This window comes from Cohnella sp. OV330, from assembly GCF_900112065.1.
Taxonomy (GTDB): Bacteria; Bacillota; Bacilli; order Paenibacillales; family Paenibacillaceae; genus Cohnella.
This window is the reverse complement of record NZ_FOKE01000016.1, coordinates 98,177-119,527: the sequence shown is the minus strand read 5'-3', so window position 1 is coordinate 119,527 and position 21,351 is coordinate 98,177. Positions and strand designations below refer to the sequence as shown.

Annotated in this window: 21 protein-coding genes, 1 tRNA gene and 2 rRNA genes; 22 read left to right on the top strand and 2 right to left on the bottom strand. The window is 52.2% G+C overall.

Annotation, left to right across the window (positions count from 1 at the left end):
- From BM235_RS29180 to BM235_RS29170, 3 genes are all read left to right on the top strand, one after another.
- Positions 1-89, top strand: a 23S ribosomal RNA gene (locus tag BM235_RS29180); the annotation flags it as partial.
- A 137-nt stretch (positions 90-226) separates the two neighbouring features.
- A 5S ribosomal RNA gene (rrf, locus tag BM235_RS29175) occupies positions 227-343 on the top strand.
- Positions 344-601: 258 nt separating this feature from the next.
- Positions 602-817 (top strand): hypothetical protein, encoded by a 216-nt coding sequence (locus BM235_RS29170; protein ID WP_090117779.1) that lies wholly within the window; start codon positions 602-604, stop codon positions 815-817.
- Positions 818-837: 20 nt separating this feature from the next.
- Here BM235_RS29170 and BM235_RS29165 read toward each other — a convergent pair whose 3' ends face one another.
- A complete protein-coding gene (locus BM235_RS29165; RefSeq protein WP_255374653.1) occupies positions 838-1,527 on the bottom strand; it encodes a DUF6022 family protein in 690 nt (229 codons plus the stop codon).
- A gap of 103 nt (positions 1,528-1,630) precedes the next feature.
- Between BM235_RS29165 and BM235_RS29160 the strand changes: the two genes are divergently transcribed.
- The 13 genes from BM235_RS29160 to BM235_RS29100 all read left to right on the top strand — a co-directional run bounded on the left by BM235_RS29160 (position 1,631) and on the right by BM235_RS29100 (position 13,112).
- Complete coding sequence (locus tag BM235_RS29160; protein ID WP_090117778.1) at positions 1,631-2,371, top strand: TetR/AcrR family transcriptional regulator C-terminal domain-containing protein; 741 nt, start codon at positions 1,631-1,633, stop codon at positions 2,369-2,371.
- Positions 2,372-2,508: 137 nt separating this feature from the next.
- Positions 2,509-3,966 (top strand): IMP dehydrogenase, encoded by a 1,458-nt coding sequence (gene guaB, locus BM235_RS29155; protein ID WP_090117791.1) that lies wholly within the window; start codon positions 2,509-2,511, stop codon positions 3,964-3,966.
- A 152-nt stretch (positions 3,967-4,118) separates the two neighbouring features.
- Positions 4,119-5,462 carry a D-alanyl-D-alanine carboxypeptidase family protein gene (locus tag BM235_RS29150; RefSeq protein ID WP_369803570.1) on the top strand — a complete coding sequence of 448 codons (1,344 nt, stop codon included), beginning with the start codon at positions 4,119-4,121 and terminating at the stop codon, positions 5,460-5,462.
- Between the two features lie 86 nt (positions 5,463-5,548).
- Entirely contained in the window at positions 5,549-6,430 is an 882-nt protein-coding gene (pdxS, locus tag BM235_RS29145; RefSeq protein ID WP_090117777.1) for a pyridoxal 5'-phosphate synthase lyase subunit PdxS, read from the top strand.
- Between the two features lie 160 nt (positions 6,431-6,590).
- Entirely contained in the window at positions 6,591-7,184 is a 594-nt protein-coding gene (gene pdxT / locus BM235_RS29140; RefSeq protein ID WP_090117776.1) for a pyridoxal 5'-phosphate synthase glutaminase subunit PdxT, read from the top strand.
- A gap of 77 nt (positions 7,185-7,261) precedes the next feature.
- Positions 7,262-8,548: a serine--tRNA ligase gene (gene serS, locus BM235_RS29135; protein ID WP_090117775.1), complete on the top strand. Its 1,287-nt coding sequence runs from the start codon at positions 7,262-7,264 to the stop codon at positions 8,546-8,548.
- 78 nt (positions 8,549-8,626) lie between these two features.
- Positions 8,627-8,715: transfer RNA gene (locus BM235_RS29130), tRNA-Ser, on the top strand.
- 134 nt (positions 8,716-8,849) lie between these two features.
- A complete protein-coding gene (locus BM235_RS29125) occupies positions 8,850-9,911 on the top strand; it encodes a tyrosine-type recombinase/integrase (protein ID WP_090117774.1) in 1,062 nt (353 codons plus the stop codon).
- 481 nt (positions 9,912-10,392) lie between these two features.
- Positions 10,393-10,569 (top strand): helix-turn-helix domain-containing protein, encoded by a 177-nt coding sequence (locus tag BM235_RS33030; RefSeq protein WP_143106752.1) that lies wholly within the window; start codon positions 10,393-10,395, stop codon positions 10,567-10,569.
- A 3-nt stretch (positions 10,570-10,572) separates the two neighbouring features.
- Positions 10,573-10,776: a helix-turn-helix domain-containing protein gene (locus BM235_RS29115; protein ID WP_255374651.1), complete on the top strand. Its 204-nt coding sequence runs from the start codon at positions 10,573-10,575 to the stop codon at positions 10,774-10,776.
- A gap of 433 nt (positions 10,777-11,209) precedes the next feature.
- Positions 11,210-11,395 carry a helix-turn-helix domain-containing protein gene (locus tag BM235_RS29110; RefSeq protein ID WP_090117772.1) on the top strand — a complete coding sequence of 62 codons (186 nt, stop codon included), beginning with the start codon at positions 11,210-11,212 and terminating at the stop codon, positions 11,393-11,395.
- On the top strand, positions 11,395-12,165 hold the full coding sequence (locus BM235_RS29105; RefSeq protein WP_090117771.1) for a hypothetical protein: 771 nt from the start codon (positions 11,395-11,397) through the stop codon (positions 12,163-12,165). The genes BM235_RS29110 and BM235_RS29105 overlap by 1 nt, the downstream gene beginning before the upstream one ends.
- Positions 12,166-12,548: 383 nt before the next feature.
- The gene (locus BM235_RS29100) at positions 12,549-13,112 is read left to right on the top strand and encodes a recombinase family protein (protein WP_090117770.1); all 564 of its coding nucleotides are present in this window, start codon (positions 12,549-12,551) and stop codon (positions 13,110-13,112) included.
- Between the two features lie 1,177 nt (positions 13,113-14,289).
- Here BM235_RS29100 and BM235_RS29095 read toward each other — a convergent pair.
- Positions 14,290-16,017, bottom strand: coding sequence for an ATP-dependent nuclease (locus tag BM235_RS29095; RefSeq protein WP_090117769.1), 1,728 nt, complete (start codon positions 16,015-16,017; stop codon positions 14,290-14,292).
- Positions 16,018-16,782: 765 nt separating this feature from the next.
- Between BM235_RS29095 and BM235_RS29090 the strand changes: the two genes are divergently transcribed.
- The 6 genes from BM235_RS29090 to BM235_RS29065 all read left to right on the top strand — a co-directional run bounded on the left by BM235_RS29090 (position 16,783) and on the right by BM235_RS29065 (position 21,330).
- A complete protein-coding gene (locus BM235_RS29090; RefSeq protein ID WP_090117768.1) occupies positions 16,783-17,130 on the top strand; it encodes a hypothetical protein in 348 nt (115 codons plus the stop codon).
- 11 nt (positions 17,131-17,141) lie between these two features.
- Positions 17,142-17,324, top strand: coding sequence for a hypothetical protein (locus tag BM235_RS29085; RefSeq protein ID WP_090117767.1), 183 nt, complete (start codon positions 17,142-17,144; stop codon positions 17,322-17,324).
- Positions 17,325-17,345: 21 nt separating this feature from the next.
- The gene (locus BM235_RS29080; RefSeq protein ID WP_090117766.1) at positions 17,346-17,501 is read left to right on the top strand and encodes a small acid-soluble spore protein P; all 156 of its coding nucleotides are present in this window, start codon (positions 17,346-17,348) and stop codon (positions 17,499-17,501) included.
- 239 nt (positions 17,502-17,740) lie between these two features.
- The gene (locus tag BM235_RS29075; RefSeq protein ID WP_090117765.1) at positions 17,741-18,679 is read left to right on the top strand and encodes a YitT family protein; all 939 of its coding nucleotides are present in this window, start codon (positions 17,741-17,743) and stop codon (positions 18,677-18,679) included.
- A 136-nt stretch (positions 18,680-18,815) separates the two neighbouring features.
- Positions 18,816-19,892: a hypothetical protein gene (locus BM235_RS29070; RefSeq protein WP_090117764.1), complete on the top strand. Its 1,077-nt coding sequence runs from the start codon at positions 18,816-18,818 to the stop codon at positions 19,890-19,892.
- 160 nt (positions 19,893-20,052) lie between these two features.
- A complete protein-coding gene (locus BM235_RS29065) occupies positions 20,053-21,330 on the top strand; it encodes an MFS transporter (RefSeq protein ID WP_090117763.1) in 1,278 nt (425 codons plus the stop codon).
- Positions 21,331-21,351: the final 21 nt, after the last annotated feature.

The window sequence follows — 21,351 nt, the reverse complement described above, 5'->3', positions numbered from 1 at the left end:
CCTTGGAGAACACGAGGTTGATAGGCTCGGGGTGTAAGCTCAGTAATGGGTGTAGCTGACGAGTACTAATCGGTCGAGGGCTTATCCTACGGTTTGCTTTTCAAAGCAGACCAACGGCCAAGCCGCACAGGCAAGAGAATTTCTAGCGCAGGTTCGTTTCGCATCCGGTTTTCAGGGCGCAAGCTCTGTAAGCTGCAAAGCTGGTTGGCAAATGCCAAACAGTAGGTCTGGCGGTAATGGCGGAGGGGTCCCACGCGTACCCATCTCGAACACGACCGTTAAGCCCTCCAGCGCCAATGGTACTTGGACCGCAGGGTCCTGGGAGAGTAGGACGTCGCCAGGCTAAATGCAGTAAAAAGAGAACCACCTTCTTCGGAAGGTGGTTTTTTCGTTGGTTTTTGCAATTTAGGCGAAATAACAGAAAGATAGTCCGCAAAGCCAGTTATAATTCGGCATACGCGCGGGTAAAAGAGTACAGAAACTTTAGTTTTAATCGTTATAATTCAGTAATCCTTAAGCCGGATTTCATATTCAGTTCAAAAACCAGGGTTAAAATAAGGACATAACGATAAATAAGAATCATGGAAAGGCGGAACATCAGATGTCCAAGATCATTGCGGCTAGTACGCTTGCGCTCGCTATAAGCATCGGAGGCGCGTTTTGGGGTAACGGCGCGCAGGCTTCGACGTCCAGCGCAAAGCTGCAGACGGAACAATGGATGTGGAGCATCGCTGCGCTCGCGGATCACGACGGGTCGAGGGATGGGGCTGACGATCAGAGCGAGGACGGGTCGGCAAGCGCAGAAGCGACGGAATAACAGAACGGAATTTCGAAGGCTTAGGCGCTTGAGGGTCTCTTAAAAAACGCAACAGTGCCGCTATCTACGTTGATGATATTCACGAGCTCCCAGCCATGCCTTCCCCAATGGGAAAACGATTCGTCCAGATACCAGTTGGACAGGGAGGCGTCTCGGCCGGGCGCCAGACAATCGCGGACCGTTACGTCGGTTGCGTATTCCCAGCTGTTCGCGATTCCTTCACGGTTTGAAGGCGCATCCGGCAGGCGTTGTTGGGGAAGATCCCAGCGGACGCGAACGGAAGCCTGGGAGAGCGCTTGAATAATATCTTGCCGGTCTGTAGCTTCCAGCGTGAAAAGCCGCGGAGGCCGAGGGATATGAAAAGCGGCATGAGAGTGATAAACCTGCAAAACCAACGTACATAGAGACAGTCCCTCCTTATCGCTTACGACATACCAAGCGCATCTCTCCCGTTCCTCCGGAGGTCCCCACCTTTCGATGGAGTTCTTCAGATTAAATCCGGATTTAACATCATAGCCTTCCTGTACGATTCGTTCGCATACGGGTGCCATAAACTTATGGATCCAGAATCCGTAGGCGCGGTCTCCGTGTTGTTCGAACAAACTTGTTAATTCTTGCTCCCCCTGAATCCATACCTCTTTCCAGCTGATGTTTAAAATCTCTTGAAGTGCTTCCGCAAGCGATTGGATCGGATGCTCATTCTTCATCATACCTAACAACTCCTTTTCTTTATTTAACACTGATAAATTATAATTTAACACTGTTACAATAAACCAATGTGCTATAATTGTCAAAACAAATCGGAGGTTAACTATGGCGAGAAGGCGAGTCCGACCTCCGACATCGGAGTCGGGTCCAGTAGGAAACGACGCGCTTCATACGCCGCTCGACCGGACCCGCATCGAGAACGTGGTCTTGGGCATGCTGCGGGACGGCGGGCTGGATAGTCTGAGCATGCGCAAGATCGCGGATGTGCTTGGCGTGAAGGCGCCGGCTTTGTATTATCACGTCAAGGACAAGGAGCAGCTCCTGCACTGGCTGGCGGAACGCATTAGCGTCGACATACCGATGCCGGACGAATCGCGCTCCTGGCGGGAACAGCTGAAAGAATGGGCCGGGCATTTCCGGCTGGCGCTCCGCCGGTACCCTGACGCCGTGCCGATTATGAATGCTACGTTCGCGGCGAGTCCCGGCCGGCTCGCGCACATCGAGTTTCTATATCGAACCTTGATTAAGGCGGGATTTGCGGGCGCACAAACGCCTTGGCTGGCATCGATGCTTAAAAGTTATATTTACGGCTATGTCGAAGAGGAAAGCCGCTTGCTTTCACAAGCGAAAGAGGCCGCCTTGAGCCAGAATGAGCATGGGCGGCGTCAGCAAGAAAAGTTCGAGTCGCTGTCGCAAGAACGCTATCCGTATCTGATTGGGCTCGCCAAATATACGACATCCGTAGATTGGGACAGCGAGTTCGACTTTGGTCTCAGCGTGCTGCTGGATGGATTCGAAGCACGTCTCAGCAAGCAATCGGCGGCATCGCAAGCGCACCGGGAGTAACGGTCCGGCGTTAATCTAGAGACTGCCAGATACGGCATCTAGTGCGCCTTGACAGCCCCTAGTGCCTCTGCTAAGATTGCCTATAATTCAATTCGGAAAATCCAAAAAAAACGCATTTCCAAAGGAGGAAAATGTTCGTGTGGCAAAATAAATTCGCCAAGGAAGGCTTGACGTTCGACGATGTCCTGCTCATCCCGCGCAAGTCGTCGATCCTGCCGAGGGACGTCAGCGTCCAGACGGCGCTCAGCCCTTCCGTGAAGCTGAATATTCCGTTGATCAGCGCCGGAATGGACACGGTCACGGAGTCGGCTCTGGCGATCGCCATCGCTCGCGAAGGCGGCATCGGCATCATTCATAAGAACATGTCCGTCGCCCAGCAAGCCGAGGAAGTCGACCGCGTCAAGCGCTCGGAGAGCGGGGTCATCACGAATCCGTTCTCGCTCACGCCGGAGCACCATGTCTACGATGCCGAGGAGCTGATGGGCAAGTACCGGATCTCCGGCGTACCGATCACGGACGACGGCGGCAAGCTGGTCGGCATCTTGACGAACCGCGACCTGCGCTTCGTTCATGACTACTCCATCAAGATCAAAGACGTGATGACCAGCGAGAATCTGGTGACCGCGCCGGTAGGCACGACGCTGCAAGAGGCGGAGCTGCTGCTTCAGAAGCACAAGATCGAGAAGCTGCCGCTCGTGGACGACTCCAACACGCTGAAGGGTCTCATCACGATTAAGGATATCGAGAAGGCGATCCAGTTCCCGAACGCGGCTAAAGACAAGCACGGCCGGCTGCTGGCTGGGGCAGCCGTCGGCGTGTCCAAAGATACGTTCGAACGCGCTGACGCGCTGGTGAAGTCTAGCGTCGACGTGCTCGTCGTCGATTCGGCGCACGGTCACCACATCGATATCGTTACCATGGTCCGCAAGCTGCGCGAGCGGTTCCCAGAGCTGACGATCGTAGCCGGCAACGTGGCGACGGGCGAAGCGACGCGGGACCTGATCGAAGCCGGCGCTTCGGTCGTCAAAGTCGGCATCGGGCCGGGCTCGATCTGCACGACGCGCGTGATCGCGGGTATCGGGGTGCCGCAGATCACGGCCATCTACGATTGCGCGACTGTCGCTCGCGAGTACAATGTCCCGATCATCGCGGACGGGGGCATCAAGTATTCGGGCGAGATCACGAAGGCCATCGCGGCGGGCGCGAGCGCGGTCATGCTCGGCAGTCTGTTCGCCGGCACCGAAGAAAGCCCGGGCGAGTCGGAGATTTACCAAGGCCGCCGGTACAAGTCTTACCGGGGCATGGGCTCGATCGGCGCGATGAAGGAAGGGTCCAAGGACCGTTACTTCCAAGAGGACGACTCCAAGCTGGTGCCGGAAGGCATCGAAGGCCGCTTGCCTTACAAGGGGCCGCTGCGCGACACGCTGCACCAGTTGCTCGGCGGCCTGCGCTCCGGCATGGGGTATTGCGGAACGGCGACGCTGGATGAGCTGAAGAACGATACCGAGTTTGTCCGCATCACGGGCGCCGGCTTGCGTGAGAGCCATCCGCACGACGTGCAGATCACGAAGGAAGCGCCGAACTATTCGATGTAAACGGCATTCCGCAAACGATCGAAAATGAAGAGCCGCAGGGCGAGCGAACGTCGCCTTGCGGCTTTTGCCTTTGGATGCGGTATGTTACAATAACAGACGGAGTTCACGGCCTCGTCCGACTCATAAATAAGTTAGGAAAAAAGGAGAGTCGCGTGTTGAATCAAGCTTATGTTCGCTATGCGAAGCAATCCCGCGCTGTCATGTTTAAGCTTCTAGCCATCCTACTTCTAGCCGCCTTGCTGCAAGCGATGCTGCTGCCGCGCTCTTCGGCCGCCTCGAACGATATCAGCGGTCTTCAATTAAATGTAAAGTCAGCCTTCTTGATGGACGCGGATACCGGCCAAGTGCTGTACCAGAACAATGCGGACGAAGCGTTGCCGCCTGCCAGCATGACTAAGATGATGACGGAGTATCTCGTTTTTAAGGCCATTCAGGACGGCAAGATCAGCTGGGACCAGGAGATCACCGTTCAAGAGAATGCGGCCAAGCAGATCGGCAGCCGGGTGTTCCTGGCCGTAGGCGACAAGCATACGGTAAGAGAGCTGTACATCGCGATGGCCGTCGGTTCCGCGAATGACGCCACGGCGCAGCTGGCCGAGACGGTCGGCGGCTCAGAAGAAGCGTTCGCTAAGCTCATGAACGAGACGGCGAAGCAGCTTGGCATGAACGACTCGCATTTTATCAACTCGACGGGTCTTGACCGCGCGGATATGCCGGAGGCTTATCGCCCGACGTCGATCGAAGGCGAGACGGTGATGTCAGCGCACGATTCGGCGCTGTTGGCTTACCATATATTGAAGGATTACCCGGAGTTTCTGGAGTACTCCAAGATTCAATCCTACAAGTTCCGCGAGCGCGATGAGCAGCCGATGATCAACTGGGACTGGATGCTCGAATCGAACAAGAACGTGCAGAATTTCAAGAAATTCGCCTACCCTGGCGTTGACGGCCTGAAAACGGGTCATACTTCCAATGCGGGCAACTGCTTCACCGGCACGGCGCTTCAGAACGGCACGCGTCTGATCGCGGTCGTCATGGGCGTACCGGGCAATTCGAACGACGGCAAGCGATTCCTCGAGACGGCCAAGCTGTTCGACTATGGCTTCGGCAGCTTCGAGAAGAAAACGCTCGTGCAGCCCAAGACAGCGATCGCCGAGCACGAAACGCTGAAGGTTAAGAAAGGCGGCAAGAAGACGGTACAAGTCGTCACCGGACAGGATGTCACCGTCATGCTGCCGAAGACGAGCAAGGTCGAAGCGCAGCTCAAGGAAGTCGTGCCGACGAGCGATCCGCTGGTCGCGCCGTTGAAGCAAGGGGATAAGGTGGGTAAGGCCACCTACACATACAAGGATCCCGTCACGCAGGAAGACAAGTCGGTCACCGTCGATCTGGTCGCGACCGAGGACGTGAACAAGGCCGGCTGGTTCAAGCTCATGCTGCGGGCGATCGGCGCATTTTTCAGCGGTCTATTCAAGGGGATCGTCAATCTGTTTTGATCGGCAGAATCCCGACCGTACGGGTTGTCTATCCTTGGCCATTCCTGTAAAATAAATGCTTAGAATGTATTGGAGGCGTGGGTAAAATGGAGACAGGCACATCGAGAGTTAAGCGCGGCATGGCAGAGATGCAAAAGGGCGGCGTCATCATGGACGTCATGAACGCCGAGCAAGCGAAGATCGCCGAAGCGGCAGGCGCCACGGCGGTCATGGCGCTCGAGCGCGTACCGTCCGATATCCGGGCGGCCGGCGGCGTAGCCCGCATGGCGGATCCGACGATCGTAGAGGAAGTCATGAAGGTCGTCAGTATCCCGGTCATGGCGAAGGCGCGGATCGGTCACTACGTCGAAGCCAAAGTGCTTGAATCCCTCGGCGTCGACTACATCGACGAGAGCGAAGTCCTGACGCCGGCCGACGACGTATTCCATATCAGCAAGGGCGACTTCACGGTGCCGTTCGTCTGCGGCGCCAAGGACCTGGGCGAGGCGCTGCGCCGCATTCAAGAAGGCGCGTCCATGCTTCGCACGAAGGGCGAGCCGGGCACGGGCAACATCGTCGAAGCCGTACGCCATATGCGCCTGATCACGGGCCAGATCCGCAAGGTTCAGAACCTGGCGAAGGACGAGCTGTACCACGAAGCCAAGACGCTGGGCGTACCGTACGAGCTGCTGCTGGGCGTACACGAGACGGGCCGCCTTCCGGTCGTCAACTTCGCTGCCGGCGGCATCGCGACGCCTTCGGACGCCGCGCTGATGATGCACCTGGGCTCCGACGGCGTATTCGTCGGCTCCGGCATCTTCAAGTCCGACAGCCCCGAGAAGTTCGCTCGCGCGATCGTCGAAGCGACGACGCACTACGAGGACTACGAGCTGATCGCCCGCGTCTCCAAGAACCTCGGCACGCCGATGAAGGGTATCGAGATCTCCAAGCTGGAGCTGTCCCAGCGCATGCAGGACCGCGGCATCTAATCGCCGCTGCCGCCTTTTCGGGCGGCTCATCGCTTGAACCGGCGGACGCGATTCGCTGCGGCAAGCCACAGATTCGGGCGGTCTCGCCCCGGCATACCGCCGGCCGCGAGGCCGCCCCGATTGGTTTAGAAGGCTGAACACGAAGGAAGGTCGTACATCCATGAAAATCGGAGTTCTGGCGCTGCAAGGCGCGGTAGCGGAGCATATCCGCAGCATCGAGCTCGCCGGCGGCGAAGGCGTCGCGGTCAAGCGCACGGAGCAGCTGGAGGAGATCGACGGCCTCATCATCCCCGGCGGGGAGAGCACGACGATCGGCAAGCTGATGCGCAAATACGGATTCATCGAAGCGGTACGCGGCTACGCCGCCGCAGGCAAGCCCGTATTCGGCACCTGCGCCGGCCTCATCGTGTTGGCGGAGCGCCTGACGGGCGACGAGGAGCCGCATCTGCAGCTGATGGACATAACGGTCGCGCGCAATGCGTTCGGACGCCAGCGCGAGAGCTTCGAGACCGACCTGCCTGTCAAGGGCATCGAGTCTCCGCTGCGCGCGGTGTTCATTCGCGCGCCTCTCATCACAGAGGTCGGGCCGAACGTCGAGGTGCTGTCCGTCTACAAGGACGAGATCGTCACAGCCAGACAGGGGCATCTGCTCGCGGCCTCGTACCACCCCGAGTTGACGGACGATTACCGCCTGCACGGCCTGTTCATCGACATGGCGCGCGAGGCCGCGGGCCCAGGCCAAGGACAAGCATAAACGCACAAGCATAGGCTAAGGCACGCGCCTACGCCAACGCATACTTCCCTTCGCAGGGTCAGGAGGATCACCTACCGATGATCGATATCAAGTTGCTGCGCACCGACTACGGCAAGGTAGCGGACGCGCTGAAGAAGCGGGGCGCTTCGGAGGAGCTGATCGCCGCGTTTCCGGCGATCGACGCCCGACGCCGCGAGCTGCAGACCGAAAGCGACAATCTTAAAAATCGGCGCAACGTCGTCTCCCAAGAAGTGGCCAAGCTCAAAAAGAGCGGCGGCGACGCCGAGGGACTGATCGCCGAGATGAAGGACGTCGGCGACCGGATCAAGCAGATCGACGAGGAGCTTCGCGGTCTTGAGGCCGAGTCCGACGCGCTGCTGCTCGCGGTGCCGAATATCCCGCACGAGAGCGTGCCGGTCGGCGCGAGCGAAGCGGACAACGTCGAGATCCGCCGCGTCGGCGAGCAGACGAGCCTCGGCTTCGAGCCGAAGGCGCACTGGGAGATTGCCGAGGGACTCGGCATCCTCGACTTCGAGTCTGCGGCGAAGGTCACGGGCTCGCGCTTCGTTTTCTACAAGGGCCTCGGTGCACGTCTTGAGCGCGCGCTCATCAACTTCATGATGGATCTGCACGCGGATCAGCACGGCTACGAAGAGATTCTGCCGCCGTATATCGTCAATCGCGACAGCCTCGTCGGCACGGGCCAACTGCCCAAGTTCGAAGAGGACCTGTTCAAGATCGCCGGCACGGAGTATTACCTGATCCCGACGGCAGAGGTGCCCGTCACGAACCTTCACCGCGAGGAGATCTTGGCGAAGGAACAGCTGCCGCGCAAGCTCGTGGCGTTCAGCGCCTGCTTTCGCTCCGAGGCGGGAGCGGCGGGTCGCGATACGCGCGGTCTGATCCGCCAGCATCAGTTCAACAAGGTCGAGCTGGTCAAGCTCGTCGATCCCGAGACGTCGTACGACGCGCTGGAGTCGCTGACGAACGAAGCCGAACGCGTCTTGCAGCTGCTTGGCCTGCCGTACCGCGTGCTCGCGCTCTGCACGGGCGACATGGGCTTCGGTTCGGCGAAGACTTACGATCTCGAAGTGTGGCTGCCGAGCATGGCGACCTACCGCGAGATCTCGTCCTGCACGAACTTCGAGGACTTTCAGGCGCGACGCGCGGGCATCCGCTTCCGCCGCGAGACAGGCGCGAAGCCGGAGCACGTGCATACGCTGAACGGCTCGGGTCTCGCGCTCGGCCGCACCGTCGCCGCGATCCTCGAGAACTATCAGCAGGCGGACGGCACGGTCGTCGTACCCGAGGCGCTGCGCCCGTACATGGGCGGGCTCGAAGTCATCGCGCCTCGCAGGGGTTGATCGCGCTCTCGGGCGTATGATATGATTACGGAGCGGGTTGGCCGACCTCACGCGAGGAGTCCAATGCGCTCTGATCTTGGAGAGATACCGAAGCGGTCATAACGGGGCGGTCTTGAAAACCGTTAGGGTGCAAGCCCACGTGGGTTCGAATCCCACTCTCTCCGCCATACTTGTAAAATCCCCCGCCGCATAAGGCTTTGCGGCGATGATGACTGAAACGCACTTAACCGTTGAACAGCGGTCGGGTGCGTTTTTTTGTGTTCGTGACCGTTGGAGGAAAACCTAACGGGAGGAACTGAATATGAGCAAAAGTACAGGAAAAACGCCGCATAAGCGCGGGCAAAGAAAGAATCATTTGGACATTCCACAGCGGTTATTAGACCGCCTTACTCCTTCGGTCTTGGAAACGCCCCGCTCCACCCTTCAAGAAGCCGAGAAACCTTGTCTTGAGACGCTGACACTGAATAAGCTATTTAACCGCTACTATGCCGCACGGCAAGCGGCAGGGGCGGCAGAGCGGACCTTAGAAGACTACAGAAAACACATGAAATGGTTTTGTTGTTTCTTGGCATCCGAGTACAGCGGTCTTGATAACTTTGTACCTAATCGAGATGTTATTCGTACATGGATTTCATCTATGTTGACGGTTCAGAGGTTGAAGCCCTCCACAATAAACATCAGATTGAGAACAATTAAAGCAATGTTTAATTGGGCTATGAGTGAGGGAATCATTAAAGAGTCTCCGTTCGAAAATGTAGAATTGTTAAAAGTACCGGAAGAAGACTTTCAGGTTATCTCAAAGGCACAGGAACGAAAGCTATTCAATTGCTGTGAACTGACTACTTTTACTGGACTGCGTGATGCCTTATTAATGTCCTTCCTGCTTGATACAGGGGTTCGCATAGGTGAGTGCATGAGGATTTTTGTAGAAGAAGTTGACTTACAGAGTCGTTCTGCTTCTGTTCGTGCTGAATCAGCTAAAACTAGAAAAGCACGGACGGTGTATTTCGGAGCAAGGACACAAGAGCTATTGGTTATTTACCTCGCTTGGCACGAGAAGAACGGACAAGCCCCCAATTTATTTCTCAATGAATTCGGACGGGCGTTAGATATGAATTGGGCAACAAGGTGTATTAGTTTTATCGGTAAAAGAGCAAAGATTTCAGGCGTTCGCATAAGCCCCCACACTTTCCGTCATACGTTTGCGACTCGCTATATAAAGGCAACTGGTGACCCGTTTTCATTACGTCGACTGCTTGGGCATTCCTCAATGGAGATGGTCAACCGTTATGTTAATCAAGATGTTGCCGATGTTCGTGAGCAATACGAGAAGTTCATGAACGGGGGGACTGAGCAATGGTGACGACACGGAAGGTATGGTTGGCTATGGAGGATGAAGATGTTGCTCAAAGGCTTGTAGAAATCGCGAGAAGGCATTGTAAGCTTGTCTTGGAGTTCGGGCATAAGATACCACGGCAGAGCGTAAAGAAGCCATAAAAGCCAAAATTGGGCGTTTGAGAAAGGAACGATCAAGTATTCTTAGTGCGTAAGGCAGGGGACATATCACTAAATGAACGTTCAAGGGTATTTAACAATATCCGGTTCTGAACAGATGCTATCTTGTGATTGTGTCCGATTATTAATGCGGAAACTTCCTGTTTTATGTTCAAAAAGGTTAGCTTCGTTGTCCTTCCGTCTGACCAAAGAAAGAGGATTCATGAATTTCAAAGAATATCGGAAAATATCGAGATTTATCTATTGTTACAACTGAATGTTAAAAATTTATAAACCCCTTCTTATATTGGAACTGTAACGATTCCAATACAGGAAGGGGTTTGTTGCTCATGGAGCGGCTATACACAATCAAGGATGTCATGGACATTCTGCAACTATCTTACACCACAGTATATGCAATGACCCACAATGGGACATTGCCAAGCGTCAAAGTGGGCGGCTCAATTAGGATTCCACAAGAATCGCTAAGGCATTTCATACTCAATAACACGAACGGAGGTCAGTAAATCATGGAAGATATGAAGACGTACCTCGGTCGCCTTTACTCCGCTGATGATGTAGCCAAGATGTTGAACATTGAAATGGTAACTTGCTACAAGTGGCTTGGTGAGGGGCGCATTAAGGCAATGAAGTTAGCCGGGACGCTATGGCGAGTTCGAGAAGCCGATTTAAGAGCCTTCGTAGAGCAATCAATCAACGAGGGGAGACGTTAATCGTGGAAAGAATGTACACACTCGCAACTATTGCTCATAAACTGTCGGCTTCTAATCGCGGACGGTTCGTAAGTGAAGATACGGTAATGTCATGGGTGAGAAGCGGCACATTAAAAGCAGAGCGAGTACCCAACAACAAGCGAGGGTATGGTCGTTACCCTTACTTGGTTGAGGAAGCCCACCTAGTCAAAGTTCTGCAAGAAAAGGGTTACGATATTACGCTTATCGTTCCGAACGCCGAGTAGCCGCCCCGACCGGATACAAAGAAAGCCCCTGCTGAGTCATGGCAGGGGCGGAGAATAAGGACGTGTCTACATTATAGGCACATTCTCCTGCAACTGAACGATCTGTTGCAACGATTACTAAAATGGGAAGGTTATTTTTTTACCCTTCACTGTCACTAACTTAGACCAACTCCAAAGGGGGACAGGGCATGAATGAAATATTGAGTCGCAAAGAAGCCGCTAAGATTGCAGGGGTTAGCCCTAGAACGATTCTGAGGGCGATACAAGCCCGTCAGCTTGACGCTGTGAAAATTGGTGACGGCAAGACCTGCTCTTATATGATAAGCCGCTCAGCAGTTAAAGAGTACATTCACAGAAGGGGGCGGAAAATATAATGTTCAGTCAAGAGAGCGTAATGAAGAAGAGAAATGCAATGATAAACAGCATGGCTAATCACCATTCAGTTACGGAGGATGGATTTATCTTTGGGGATAGTATACTAAGCCCCAATTCATCGTATTACATCAACTTGCCGCAGGTTATCAGAAGGTGTTACTTCCTTGATAGTGATGAAATAAACATCCTTGTCGAATTATACTCTTGGATGAATACTGAGGGAATAGCACAAGTTGAACAGGGCTTGATAGCAATTAAGACAGGGATTCCTTTACGAACAGTCAAGAACAAAATGACTGGTAAGACTAACTCCCTGAAATCTAAAGGCTTCATTAGTGTGTCGAAGAAGAAGAGAAATAATGTTTACACTATTCAGAAGCTAGACTTCAACCCGTACATTATCCTCTCTGAAATGGCTCACGCATTCGCGGAACGCAATTACTATAAAGGTAATCTTCGTTCCCTCGAATGGGAAGAAGTGCAGGTAACTGAGGAAATACAAGACTGTAAAGAAATGAAGGAATCAGATTCAACCGCCCCAAACGAAATCTGCACATTGAACTGGATTATCAAAGGGGAGCAAAGTATTACTGAATGGCGGAAGAAGTTTGTTGAATGCTTCAGCAGAACGGTCGCAGACAAAGGAATTTACATGAAGTACGTGGAATCCATGTTGTCAAATCCCAACCAAGACTACAGTCAACTGTGTACGATGTTTTGGAATGACCTTTACGAGGGCGTTGTAAAATATCAGTTGGCATCAAAATAAGTGCAGTATCTGCCCCTAATAAAGTGCAGAATCTGCACTTGTTTCTTTTTCGGGTGCATTGTTTGCACTTATGGAATGACTAAAGTGCAGGGGATGAACTTGTATATATAATTAATACTTTGGGTTTATTAAAAGAACTTAAAGAACCTATAAAAAGCAAAGAATCCTCTGACACGCCTACGGCGGTCAGGGGGGCGCTTCGCTTCTTTTTGGTAAATTAATTTTGGTACGAAAACGATTATTTATGAAACGATTCCATAATAGCTTGATATGTTCCCTATTCCGCTTCAAATTCGGTACGATACCCGTATCAAAATCATATTAACGAAAAGGTACGTTTATGGTATGATAGATAAAACAATACATACGAAGGAACGGTTCAAATGAAAATCGCCTATGCGCGGGTTTCGACCGCAGACCAATCGCTTGATCTTCAGTTAGATGCATTGAAGGCTTTCGGTTTTGATAAGATTTACACTGAGAAGGCAAGCGGCGGTAAGGACGATCGCGCTGAACTTGCTAAGGCGTTGGACAATCTTCGTGAAGGCGATACGTTCATAGTCTATAAGCTCGATCGTTTGGCGCGATCGACTCAAAAGCTATTCGACATTCTATTCCAGTTGAAAAAGAACGAAGTCGAGTTCGTAAGCCTATCCGACAAGATAGACACGTCTACTGCCGCAGGAAAGGCGCTTTTCGGTATGATGGCGGTATTCGCGGAGTTTGAGCGGGACATTATCCGGGAACGTACAGTAGCGGGGCTAGAAGCTGCTAGAGCTCGGGGAAGAAACGGCGGGCGTCCTAGGACAGACGCCAAGAAGCTTGATAAGGCGATTAAGTTGTACGAAGGCAAGACTCATAGCGTCAGCGAGATCGAAGAATTAACGGGAGTTACAAAAGGCTCGTTGTATCGCGAACTTAATCGGAGGAAGCGGGACGCAACATAAGAGACAGTCTGAGAGCCGCTGCGGGCTTTTATATGAACTGATATGAGCAGAGCCCATCCACAGAGGTGTGGCTTTTTTTAATGCTCTACAGAAGCTTTTAGGGGGTTTATAAATTGACCCTACCCAGTGCCGAATGAATTGTTTTAAGTGTATGTGGCAGAGTTTACTCTCGTTTGCTCCGTAAAATTTATTTTTGAAAAGTGCTTTCCCGCACAATTCAGTAGAACAAGGAACTTGGTTATACAATAGAAATACCATATTGTAAATACCATATTTTGACAAATAAAAGGCGGTATGATACTCTTCTGACATAACTCATTTATGGGGGTAGCGAAATGGATGTTATTACAATTATCGTATCAACAATTTGTATTGTCCTAATGACTATCACCGCAGTTATTAACTATAAGACACTCAAATTACTTAAAAAGAAATAGAAAGCGAGGGGGTTGGAACAATAAATGAATAATGGTGTCAGAGATCATCTTAACAGGATTGAGGGAAAGATTGATGGTCTTACCAAACTGTTGATAGATTTTCTTTCAGATGGAAGCCCCCAACGAAACGTTCCTCTACCGAAGCCTCATAAACCGAAGAAAGAAGTGGATATAGCTGCACAGGAGGCATTATTAAAGGCACGACTAGACAAGTTGATTATAGGGCGCTCATAGGCTGATATCGACAGTTAAGAGCAAAGAGCCATCCTCAACGGGCGGCTCTTTTATTGAAGTCTACAGGGCTTATAGGATCAGTAAAGCCCCCCGGTACCGAATGATTTGGTTTTTGTTAATCCGTTGGAGTTTACCTGCATGATACCTGTACCAAATTTTTTTGAAAAGGAGTGTGCGTACAACGGCAGCATTCTCCAGTGTAGAGAGTCTATTTGCCACGCTACTTTTATGTAGCTTCCAAAGAAGCAGGGACATCTTCTTAACGATTCCATTTCGTAAAAGCGAGCTTAATAGCTGTTAAACCCCACATCCAACGTATCAGCTATCTTTGCCAAGTTAGATAGTGCAATGTTCTTTCCCCACGCTCTACTTGTCTCCAAATTCTTCTTGAGAAGTCGACTCGAAAGCTGTTGCTATAGAGTTTGCCATTGTGGTTGATTGCTTTCTGCTATTTGAAACAGAGTCTAATGTGAGCAGTTATTTCGGTTACTGATTTTTGTTTAAACTCACACTGTCAGTGCGTCGTCTTTTTTTTCATTCTTTGCATTCGCTAGTTCTTCTTGAATTTTTTGCTGAATTAAACCGATAAATAATTTTTCGTAATCTTCAGAACTTACGATTTTTTTGAATCCATTACTCAATGATGGTTCTTTATCACGACTAATAATTTGTTCAAACATATTTTCAATCAAACTTCTAGCTTCACTATAATCGGATTTTTCTGTTGCTTGTTGATTATGTAAAACTTGATAAATTAATTTAGTTTTTTTGTCATTTGAGACATCCCCGATACCAATGGCTTTTTCAAAATGAGATACTGAACAAAATAATCTTATGTTTTCGCTTTTTTTGTACTCGTAAATGTTTTTGCAATTCGTTAATTGCGCTTTAAGAGTAGTGGAGGAATGCTTATCATGATTATCTACATCATGTAGTACATCGTAAGTAGCATTGAATTGATTAAGAATCTTCATTAAAGTTACGATGGTGGCCTTACCTCTTGCACGAATTATATGAATGTTATAGCCTTTTTCTCTAGCAAGATGCTTAAAAGCAATATACTCAGTATCACCTTCCACAATTATTACTTTATCAGCAAAGAAAAATTCGTTTACATAAGAATCTACGTAATTTAAAATTTTCATATTTGCTATATCATCTTCATCGAATTGGTCACTAATAGTCTTATATAATTGAACAGCCTCTTTCTCACCAACTCGGAATACTTGAATAGAAGTATGTTGTTCGGATAAGTCTATGAGTATGGGGGAATGAGTGGAAATCATCAAAGGCATTTTTTTACCTATTTGATAAAGAGAACGACTTAATGCACGAACTGCTTCGGGATGCAAAAATGCTTCGGGTTCATCAATGAGCAATAATTTATTATCATTTTCACCTAATAGCTTTTTCTCAATCATATTTTGAATAAGATATATTAGACTCATTCTTTGGAGGCCAGTGCCTTGGTTTGCTAATGGCATTCTAGATTGTTTGCTACTATCAATATGAACGCTTGAATTTGTAGATTTTAATAAGTCAGATGAAGAGAAGCCTGTACTCTCACCGCCGATTACGCTTAATGATAAGTGATTATTAGAAAAAAGAACTCTTAAGTTATCGGAAACGTCTTTACTTACCTGTGAAAGTATACTATCAGTATTTTGCTTAATTTTTCTCAAAAATGCAGGATAAGCTTTTTTAAGGCTTGAGTATTCCTTAGCCAATTCGAGTGTAGCTTGATCTTCTTGCGAATCCCCATCGAAACTTTCGAGCTTCAAGAGGTCATTTTTAATGATTTCTGAATATATATTTTGAATCAAATCGTTAATATCATCCGGTAACATTGATGGTGTTATGTAAAAAGGTTTGTTATTTAAGATTTCCTCTAATTTCTCTGAAAGAATATGTGTTTTCTTAATTTCTTTTCCTGTATCATCCCAAAAAGTTGGAGCATTTTCTTCTTTGTATTTCTTTTTGATTATTATTCTTTCTTCCTCAGACTCAAATACTGCTTCGAGTATGATATCTGTGCCGCGTAGCGAGAAACAGTCATTTGGAATAGTCTTGGTTTTGCTTTCTCTCTGAAAGAAACAGTTTATAGCTTCTAATATAGTCGACTTACCCGTATTATTTCTTCCGGTAAGAATAACAATTGAGTTGTTTGAAAAACCGATTGTAAATTTCTCTTTAAAGACCTTATAGTTGATAACACTAAAATTGACTAGTCTCATAATTCATCCTCCTTCATTGTAAAACTTGACAGTGGTTTCCCATACTTTGCCCAAAAGTGAGTTTAAAGTCCTACTTTTGTCATCATACATCATTTTTCGGCAATTTGGAATTATCTTCATATAAACAGCGGAGGCCAAGCTAATCTTAAAATGTTCCATTTTCTTTAACCTTGACTTGCTCTTTCCATATTAATAGAATGAAGCTATTCAACGGTCACGTACCAAATTGAACATTTGACTCAGACCGCTGTGGCGGTTCAACAATAAAGTGTCATAAACTCAGTCATGACAAGGGATGGCGGGCGTTTACACCTAGGGGCGGTCTTGAAAACCGTTAGGGTGCAAGCCCACGTGGGTTCGAATCCCACTCTCTCCGCCATACGCAAAAAACAAGCCGATTCCCGCGAGGGAATCGTTTTTTGCGTATGGCGCAAGTGGGATGAGAACGGGCCGTTAAGCGAACATGCCCTAAGGCATGTTCGTAGGCCCCGGCGTGATAGTCGCTTTGGCCGTGGCTACACCGACAGGTGTGTCCACGGCTGCGACGGAGCGAATCCCACTCTCTCCGCCACAAGTAAAAAACAGGGCCGATTCCCGAAAGGGGATCGGTTTTTTGCTTGGTTATACAAAATTGGCTGGTTCGCACGACGTGCGCGCCGGCTTTGTGCATTTCCTAAGAGCTCTGGCGTCGTGGACATCATCCCACTTTTCCTGCATGAACTGCGCCATCACAGGCCAATCTAACGGGGCGGAGGTGCAACAGCCATGTCAACCGAAGATAAACTCACGATATCGCAATCCGAGCTTGTGCAGCACTGGCAAAGCGAGCTCCAGCAACATCTGCACGGCGGCGACCAGGCCGAAGTGCGCGCGGACGAAGCGAACCCGGACGGTCTGCTCGTTCAGATCCGCAGTGCCGGACGGCAAAATCTTGAGTTCGACTTCTCCGTCCGATACGTGGACAGCCGCGAGATCGAGGTCGGTCTCTCCGACGTCGAACGCGACGGCCAAGCGGTGGACGAGCGCAGCGACGTGCTGCAGGAGCTTATCGTCGACTATCGCAGACATCTGCACGAATGCGCGCAGACGCTGCAGCCTTACACGCATGCTTAGGGGTGAACGAAATGGCCAATGACAACGGGATGGCGGATAAAAACCTGAGCAACGTCGTGGAGGATCTCGCGGAGGAAAAAGTAAACGCGCACCACGCCCAGCAGCTCAATCAGCAGCATAACGATCGCCGTCACCAGGATTCGATGAACCACGACCAACCGGTCAACGACAAGACGCTGAAGCATCACGACTAACGAGCGGAGGGATCGTTTTCTATGAGCAAGCCCAAATCGCAGCCGGTGCCGGAGGCGAATCCGCAGGAAGAGCGAGACGAGCGCAGTCCGGGCCATCGCGGCGGCCAGGAGCCGTTGTCCGGCTCCAAAAAGGTCAAAAACCGCAATCATGTAAGCCACAATAATCCGCAGGGTTAACGCACTCCGTCGCGGTCGGGTACGGGTTAAAGGCGCGAAGCCATACCTGTGCGCGGCCGTAACGGCTACTTTTGCGAACATTGAGCGATTTATGCCGCCACTGGGTGGCCTGAATCGCTTATTTGCGTCTAAAACGGTCATTTTCGCTGAAAAATGCCCGAATTTTTAATACTGTGTCTTTTCTCCGCATACTTTAGACTGTTATAATAGAATCAGAAACTGTCCAGCAGGAGGTGCTTATGACCAGGTCGAAGAAATCCGAATTCAAGTCCCCCCAAGCTCAAGGCCAAGCGGCGGTCCGAGCTCCCGCCAAGAAAGCGCAGCATACGGGTCTCCCGTTCCTTGAGGTCGCCAAGCGCGTCATCGCCATCATCGTCGGCGCCGTACTCGTCGGCGCGGCGCTTGAGGTATTTCTGGTTCCGAACTCCATCATCGACGGCGGCATCACCGGCATCTCGATCATGGTCGCCTATCTTACTACGTGGCCGATCGGTATCTTCCTTTTCCTGTTCAACATTCCCTTTCTCATCATCGGCTACAAGCAAATCGGCAAGACCTTCGCGCTGTCTACGTTGCTCGGCGTCGTCACGCTGGCTATCACGACACAGGCGCTTCACCACGTAGAGCCCTTTACAGATCAAACCCTGCTGGCCGCCATCTTCGGAGGGATCTTCCTCGGCGTCGGCGTCGGCATCGTCATCCGCTTCGGCGGCACGACGGACGGGACCGAGATCGTCGCGATCCTGTTCAGCAAGCGCAGTCCTTTTTCCGTCGGCCAAATGGTCATGTTCATCAACGTATTCATCTTAGGAAGCGCAGGCCTGGTATTCGGGTGGGACAACGCCATGTTCTCCCTGATCGCCTATTATATAGCGTTCAAAGTCATCGATCTGACGATCGAAGGCTTCGACGAGTCCAAATCCGTCTGGATCATCAGCGAGAACTACCGCGACATCGGCGATGCCATCGTCAGCCGTCTCGGCCGGGGCGTCACCTATCTGAACGGAGAAGGCGGCTATTCGGGCAATGCCAAGCAAGTCATCTTCTGCGTCATCACCCGTCTGGAGGAAGCGAAGCTCAAGCTGATCGTCAACGAGCTCGACCCCGTCGCCTTCCTCGCCGTCGGCAACATCCATGACGTCAAGGGCGGACGTTTCCGCAAAAAAGATATCCATTAACCGGAAAACGGATACATTTTGCATTAATCTATTCTTTAGCAAAAATAGCTTCCATCTTGGTCCTCGATGGACTAAAATGGAGGCTGCTTCTATTTTTAGAAGCCATCATCCAGAATTCAAGGGGGCTTTCGTTATTTTGCTTAACCAAAAAAGAGTACTGGCCGCCGTCGCCGCGCTGCTCGTTCTCATCCTGCTGGCAGGCTGCACGGGTTCCAAGTCGGCCGAAGAGACGCTTCAAGACGCGCTGAAGAAATCATCCCAAATCGATTCCTATAGCATGAAGGGAAGCCTGCAAATTTCCGATCTGAAGCTGCCCGAATCTGCCGATGATGGCGGGTATACGAGCATGGCCAGCAGCTTCCTGAGCAACGCGGAGCTGTCCTGGACAGGCGGATACCGCAAGGATCCGATGCTCGCCGAGATCAACCTGCAAGTCGCCATCAAGGGCGATCTCGCGATGACCGTCACCGTGCCGATCCTCATGAACAAAGAAAAATTGTGGGTGAAGGTGCCGAACATCCCGATGCTCGGACTGCCTGCCGAGATCGTCGGCAAGTATATCGAGGTCGACCTGAAGAAGCTTGCCGAGCAGCAGGGCGAGGATCTTCAATCGCTCGACATCGGCACGACGCAGAAGCTCGTGAACGACGTGTCGGCGATCGTATTCAAGCACATCGACGAGGACACCTACCTGAAGGACGTTTCCGCTAAGGACGCGGGCATCACGGCGGACGGCGTAGACAAGGTCGTGCAGACGCATGTGACGAAGGACCAAGTCGAGCCGCTCATCCAGACGGTCGTGAACGATATCGCGCCGGAGGTCATCGACCTGCTCTCCAAGAACGAAGAATACCGCAAGCTGCTCAAAATCGAGCAATCCGACCTGGACGAAGCTAAGAAGAGCCTGGCCGAATCCAAGGACAACGATATCTCGAAGGATCTCGAGGAGTTCAAAAAGAGCGTGCAGACGCTCGATATCCTCTCCAATATCGGCATCGACGGCAAGGGCTACGCCAGCTACACCGACGCGAAGATCGCTTTCGCGGGTTCGGAGGAAGGCCAGTCGGCAAGCGGCACGATCAAGGTCGTTCAGGAGCTGACCGACATCAACGGAGACGTGAAGCTGTCGGGCGAGCCGAAGGCCGAAGACGTGCTGACCGAGGATCAATTGAGCCAGCTGGGCCTGCCAGGTCTTGGAGGCGGCAGTCTCTAATCGCATAATCGCATACGGATACGGAATTGTGCAGGCGGCCTTCGGGGCCGCCTTTTGCATGGGACGGCGCGTTTTTTGAACGCCATCGGTTGAACCGGCAGCATTCCCTGGTATAATGAGTCGATTTGAGAGAATAGAGAGAAAGTAGGTCCCGGATAGGATGAAACCACAACCTGTATCGGCAGGCGCAGCGGTGAAGACGCGCGTACCGGCCGGAGAGCACGCGGGGGCGGCACCGCATGCGGAGGCGATCGCCGCGTCGGCGGTAGACCGCCCGGCGAGCCGTTATCCGGCCGCGCTGCTGTCGCTGACCGCGGGGGCTTTCGCCATCGGCATGACGGAGTTCGTCATCATGGGTCTGCTGCCGAACGTGGCTGCGGATTTGCAGGTGTCGATCCCGAAGGCGGGCCAGCTCATCACCGGCTACGCGCTCGGGGTGGCGATCGGCGCGCCACTGCTTGCAATCTTGACCTACAGGCTGCCGCAGAAGCTGCTGCTATGCCTGCTCATGGTACTGTTTATCGTCGGCAACGGCGCGGCGGCGCTGGCACCAACCTACGAGATACTGATGGGTGCGCGCCTGTTCACCGCGCTCGCGCACGGTACGTTCTTCGGCGTCGGCGCGGTCATCGCCGCCAGCCTCGTCCCGACGGGGCGCAAGGCCGGCGCGGTCTCGGTCATGATGACCGGACTCACCGTGGCGAACATCGCGGGCGTCCCGTTCGGCACTTTTATCGGCCAGCATCTGGGCTGGCGAGCATCGTTCGGCGCGGTCGTGCTGATGGGCCTCGTCACGCTCGTCGCCATCATCCGGCTCATTCCCGCGCTTAAGCAGGAGGATGCCGTCAGCATCGTCCGGCAGGTGCGGGCGCTCGCGCAGCCGAAGCTGCTCTTGCTTCTGCTCACCGGCGCGCTAGGCTGCAGCAGCCTGTTCGGCGTGTTCACCTATATCGCGCCGCTTCTGCAGGACGTGACCGGCATCTCCGAAGCGGGCGTGCCGTGGGTGCTCGTGCTCTTCGGCTTTGGCGTGACGGCCGGCAACATTCTCGGCGGCAAGCTGGCCGACTGGAAGCTCATGCAGACGATGATCGGCAGCTTCCTGCTGCTCGCGATCATCCTCGCATTGTTGGCAGCCGACCTTCGCATACCCGTCGCCGCCGTCGTCACCGTGTTCGTCTGGGGAATCGCCTCCTTCGGCCTGCTGCCGGGGCTGCAGATCCGCATCATGACGCTGGCCAAGGACGCGCCGGCGCTCGCCTCGACCTCGAATCACTCGGCGCTCAACCTCGGCAATGCAGGAGGAGCATGGCTCGGCGGCCTGGTCATCACGCATATCGGGCTGGCGCATCTTCCTTGGTTCGGCGTGGTCATGTCGCTGGTCGGACTTGGCCTGACACTCGTGTTGTATGCGTGGGACAGGCGCTCGCCGGCGACATAGCTTATAAAACTAGACGGTCGC

What these genes read in the sequence shown, in the direction of transcription:
- BM235_RS29170 (WP_090117779.1), top strand. Translation starts at nt 602, where the DNA reads ATGTCCAAGATCATTGCGGCTAGTACGCTTGCGCTCGCTATAAGCATC.
- BM235_RS29165 (WP_255374653.1), bottom strand. Translation starts at nt 1,527, where the DNA reads ATGATGAAGAATGAGCATCCGATCCAATCGCTTGCGGAAGCACTTCAA.
- BM235_RS29160 (WP_090117778.1), top strand. Translation starts at nt 1,631, where the DNA reads ATGGCGAGAAGGCGAGTCCGACCTCCGACATCGGAGTCGGGTCCAGTA.
- pdxS (WP_090117777.1), top strand. Translation starts at nt 5,549, where the DNA reads ATGGAGACAGGCACATCGAGAGTTAAGCGCGGCATGGCAGAGATGCAA.
- pdxT (WP_090117776.1), top strand. Translation starts at nt 6,591, where the DNA reads ATGAAAATCGGAGTTCTGGCGCTGCAAGGCGCGGTAGCGGAGCATATC.
- serS (WP_090117775.1), top strand. Translation starts at nt 7,262, where the DNA reads ATGATCGATATCAAGTTGCTGCGCACCGACTACGGCAAGGTAGCGGAC.
- BM235_RS29125 (WP_090117774.1), top strand. Translation starts at nt 8,850, where the DNA reads ATGAGCAAAAGTACAGGAAAAACGCCGCATAAGCGCGGGCAAAGAAAG.
- BM235_RS33030 (WP_143106752.1), top strand. Translation starts at nt 10,393, where the DNA reads ATGGAGCGGCTATACACAATCAAGGATGTCATGGACATTCTGCAACTA.
- BM235_RS29115 (WP_255374651.1), top strand. Translation starts at nt 10,573, where the DNA reads ATGGAAGATATGAAGACGTACCTCGGTCGCCTTTACTCCGCTGATGAT.
- BM235_RS29110 (WP_090117772.1), top strand. Translation starts at nt 11,210, where the DNA reads ATGAATGAAATATTGAGTCGCAAAGAAGCCGCTAAGATTGCAGGGGTT.
- BM235_RS29105 (WP_090117771.1), top strand. Translation starts at nt 11,395, where the DNA reads ATGTTCAGTCAAGAGAGCGTAATGAAGAAGAGAAATGCAATGATAAAC.
- BM235_RS29100 (WP_090117770.1), top strand. Translation starts at nt 12,549, where the DNA reads ATGAAAATCGCCTATGCGCGGGTTTCGACCGCAGACCAATCGCTTGAT.
- BM235_RS29095 (WP_090117769.1), bottom strand. Translation starts at nt 16,017, where the DNA reads ATGAGACTAGTCAATTTTAGTGTTATCAACTATAAGGTCTTTAAAGAG.
- BM235_RS29090 (WP_090117768.1), top strand. Translation starts at nt 16,783, where the DNA reads ATGTCAACCGAAGATAAACTCACGATATCGCAATCCGAGCTTGTGCAG.
- BM235_RS29085 (WP_090117767.1), top strand. Translation starts at nt 17,142, where the DNA reads ATGGCCAATGACAACGGGATGGCGGATAAAAACCTGAGCAACGTCGTG.
- BM235_RS29080 (WP_090117766.1), top strand. Translation starts at nt 17,346, where the DNA reads ATGAGCAAGCCCAAATCGCAGCCGGTGCCGGAGGCGAATCCGCAGGAA.
- BM235_RS29075 (WP_090117765.1), top strand. Translation starts at nt 17,741, where the DNA reads ATGACCAGGTCGAAGAAATCCGAATTCAAGTCCCCCCAAGCTCAAGGC.
- BM235_RS29065 (WP_090117763.1), top strand. Translation starts at nt 20,053, where the DNA reads ATGAAACCACAACCTGTATCGGCAGGCGCAGCGGTGAAGACGCGCGTA.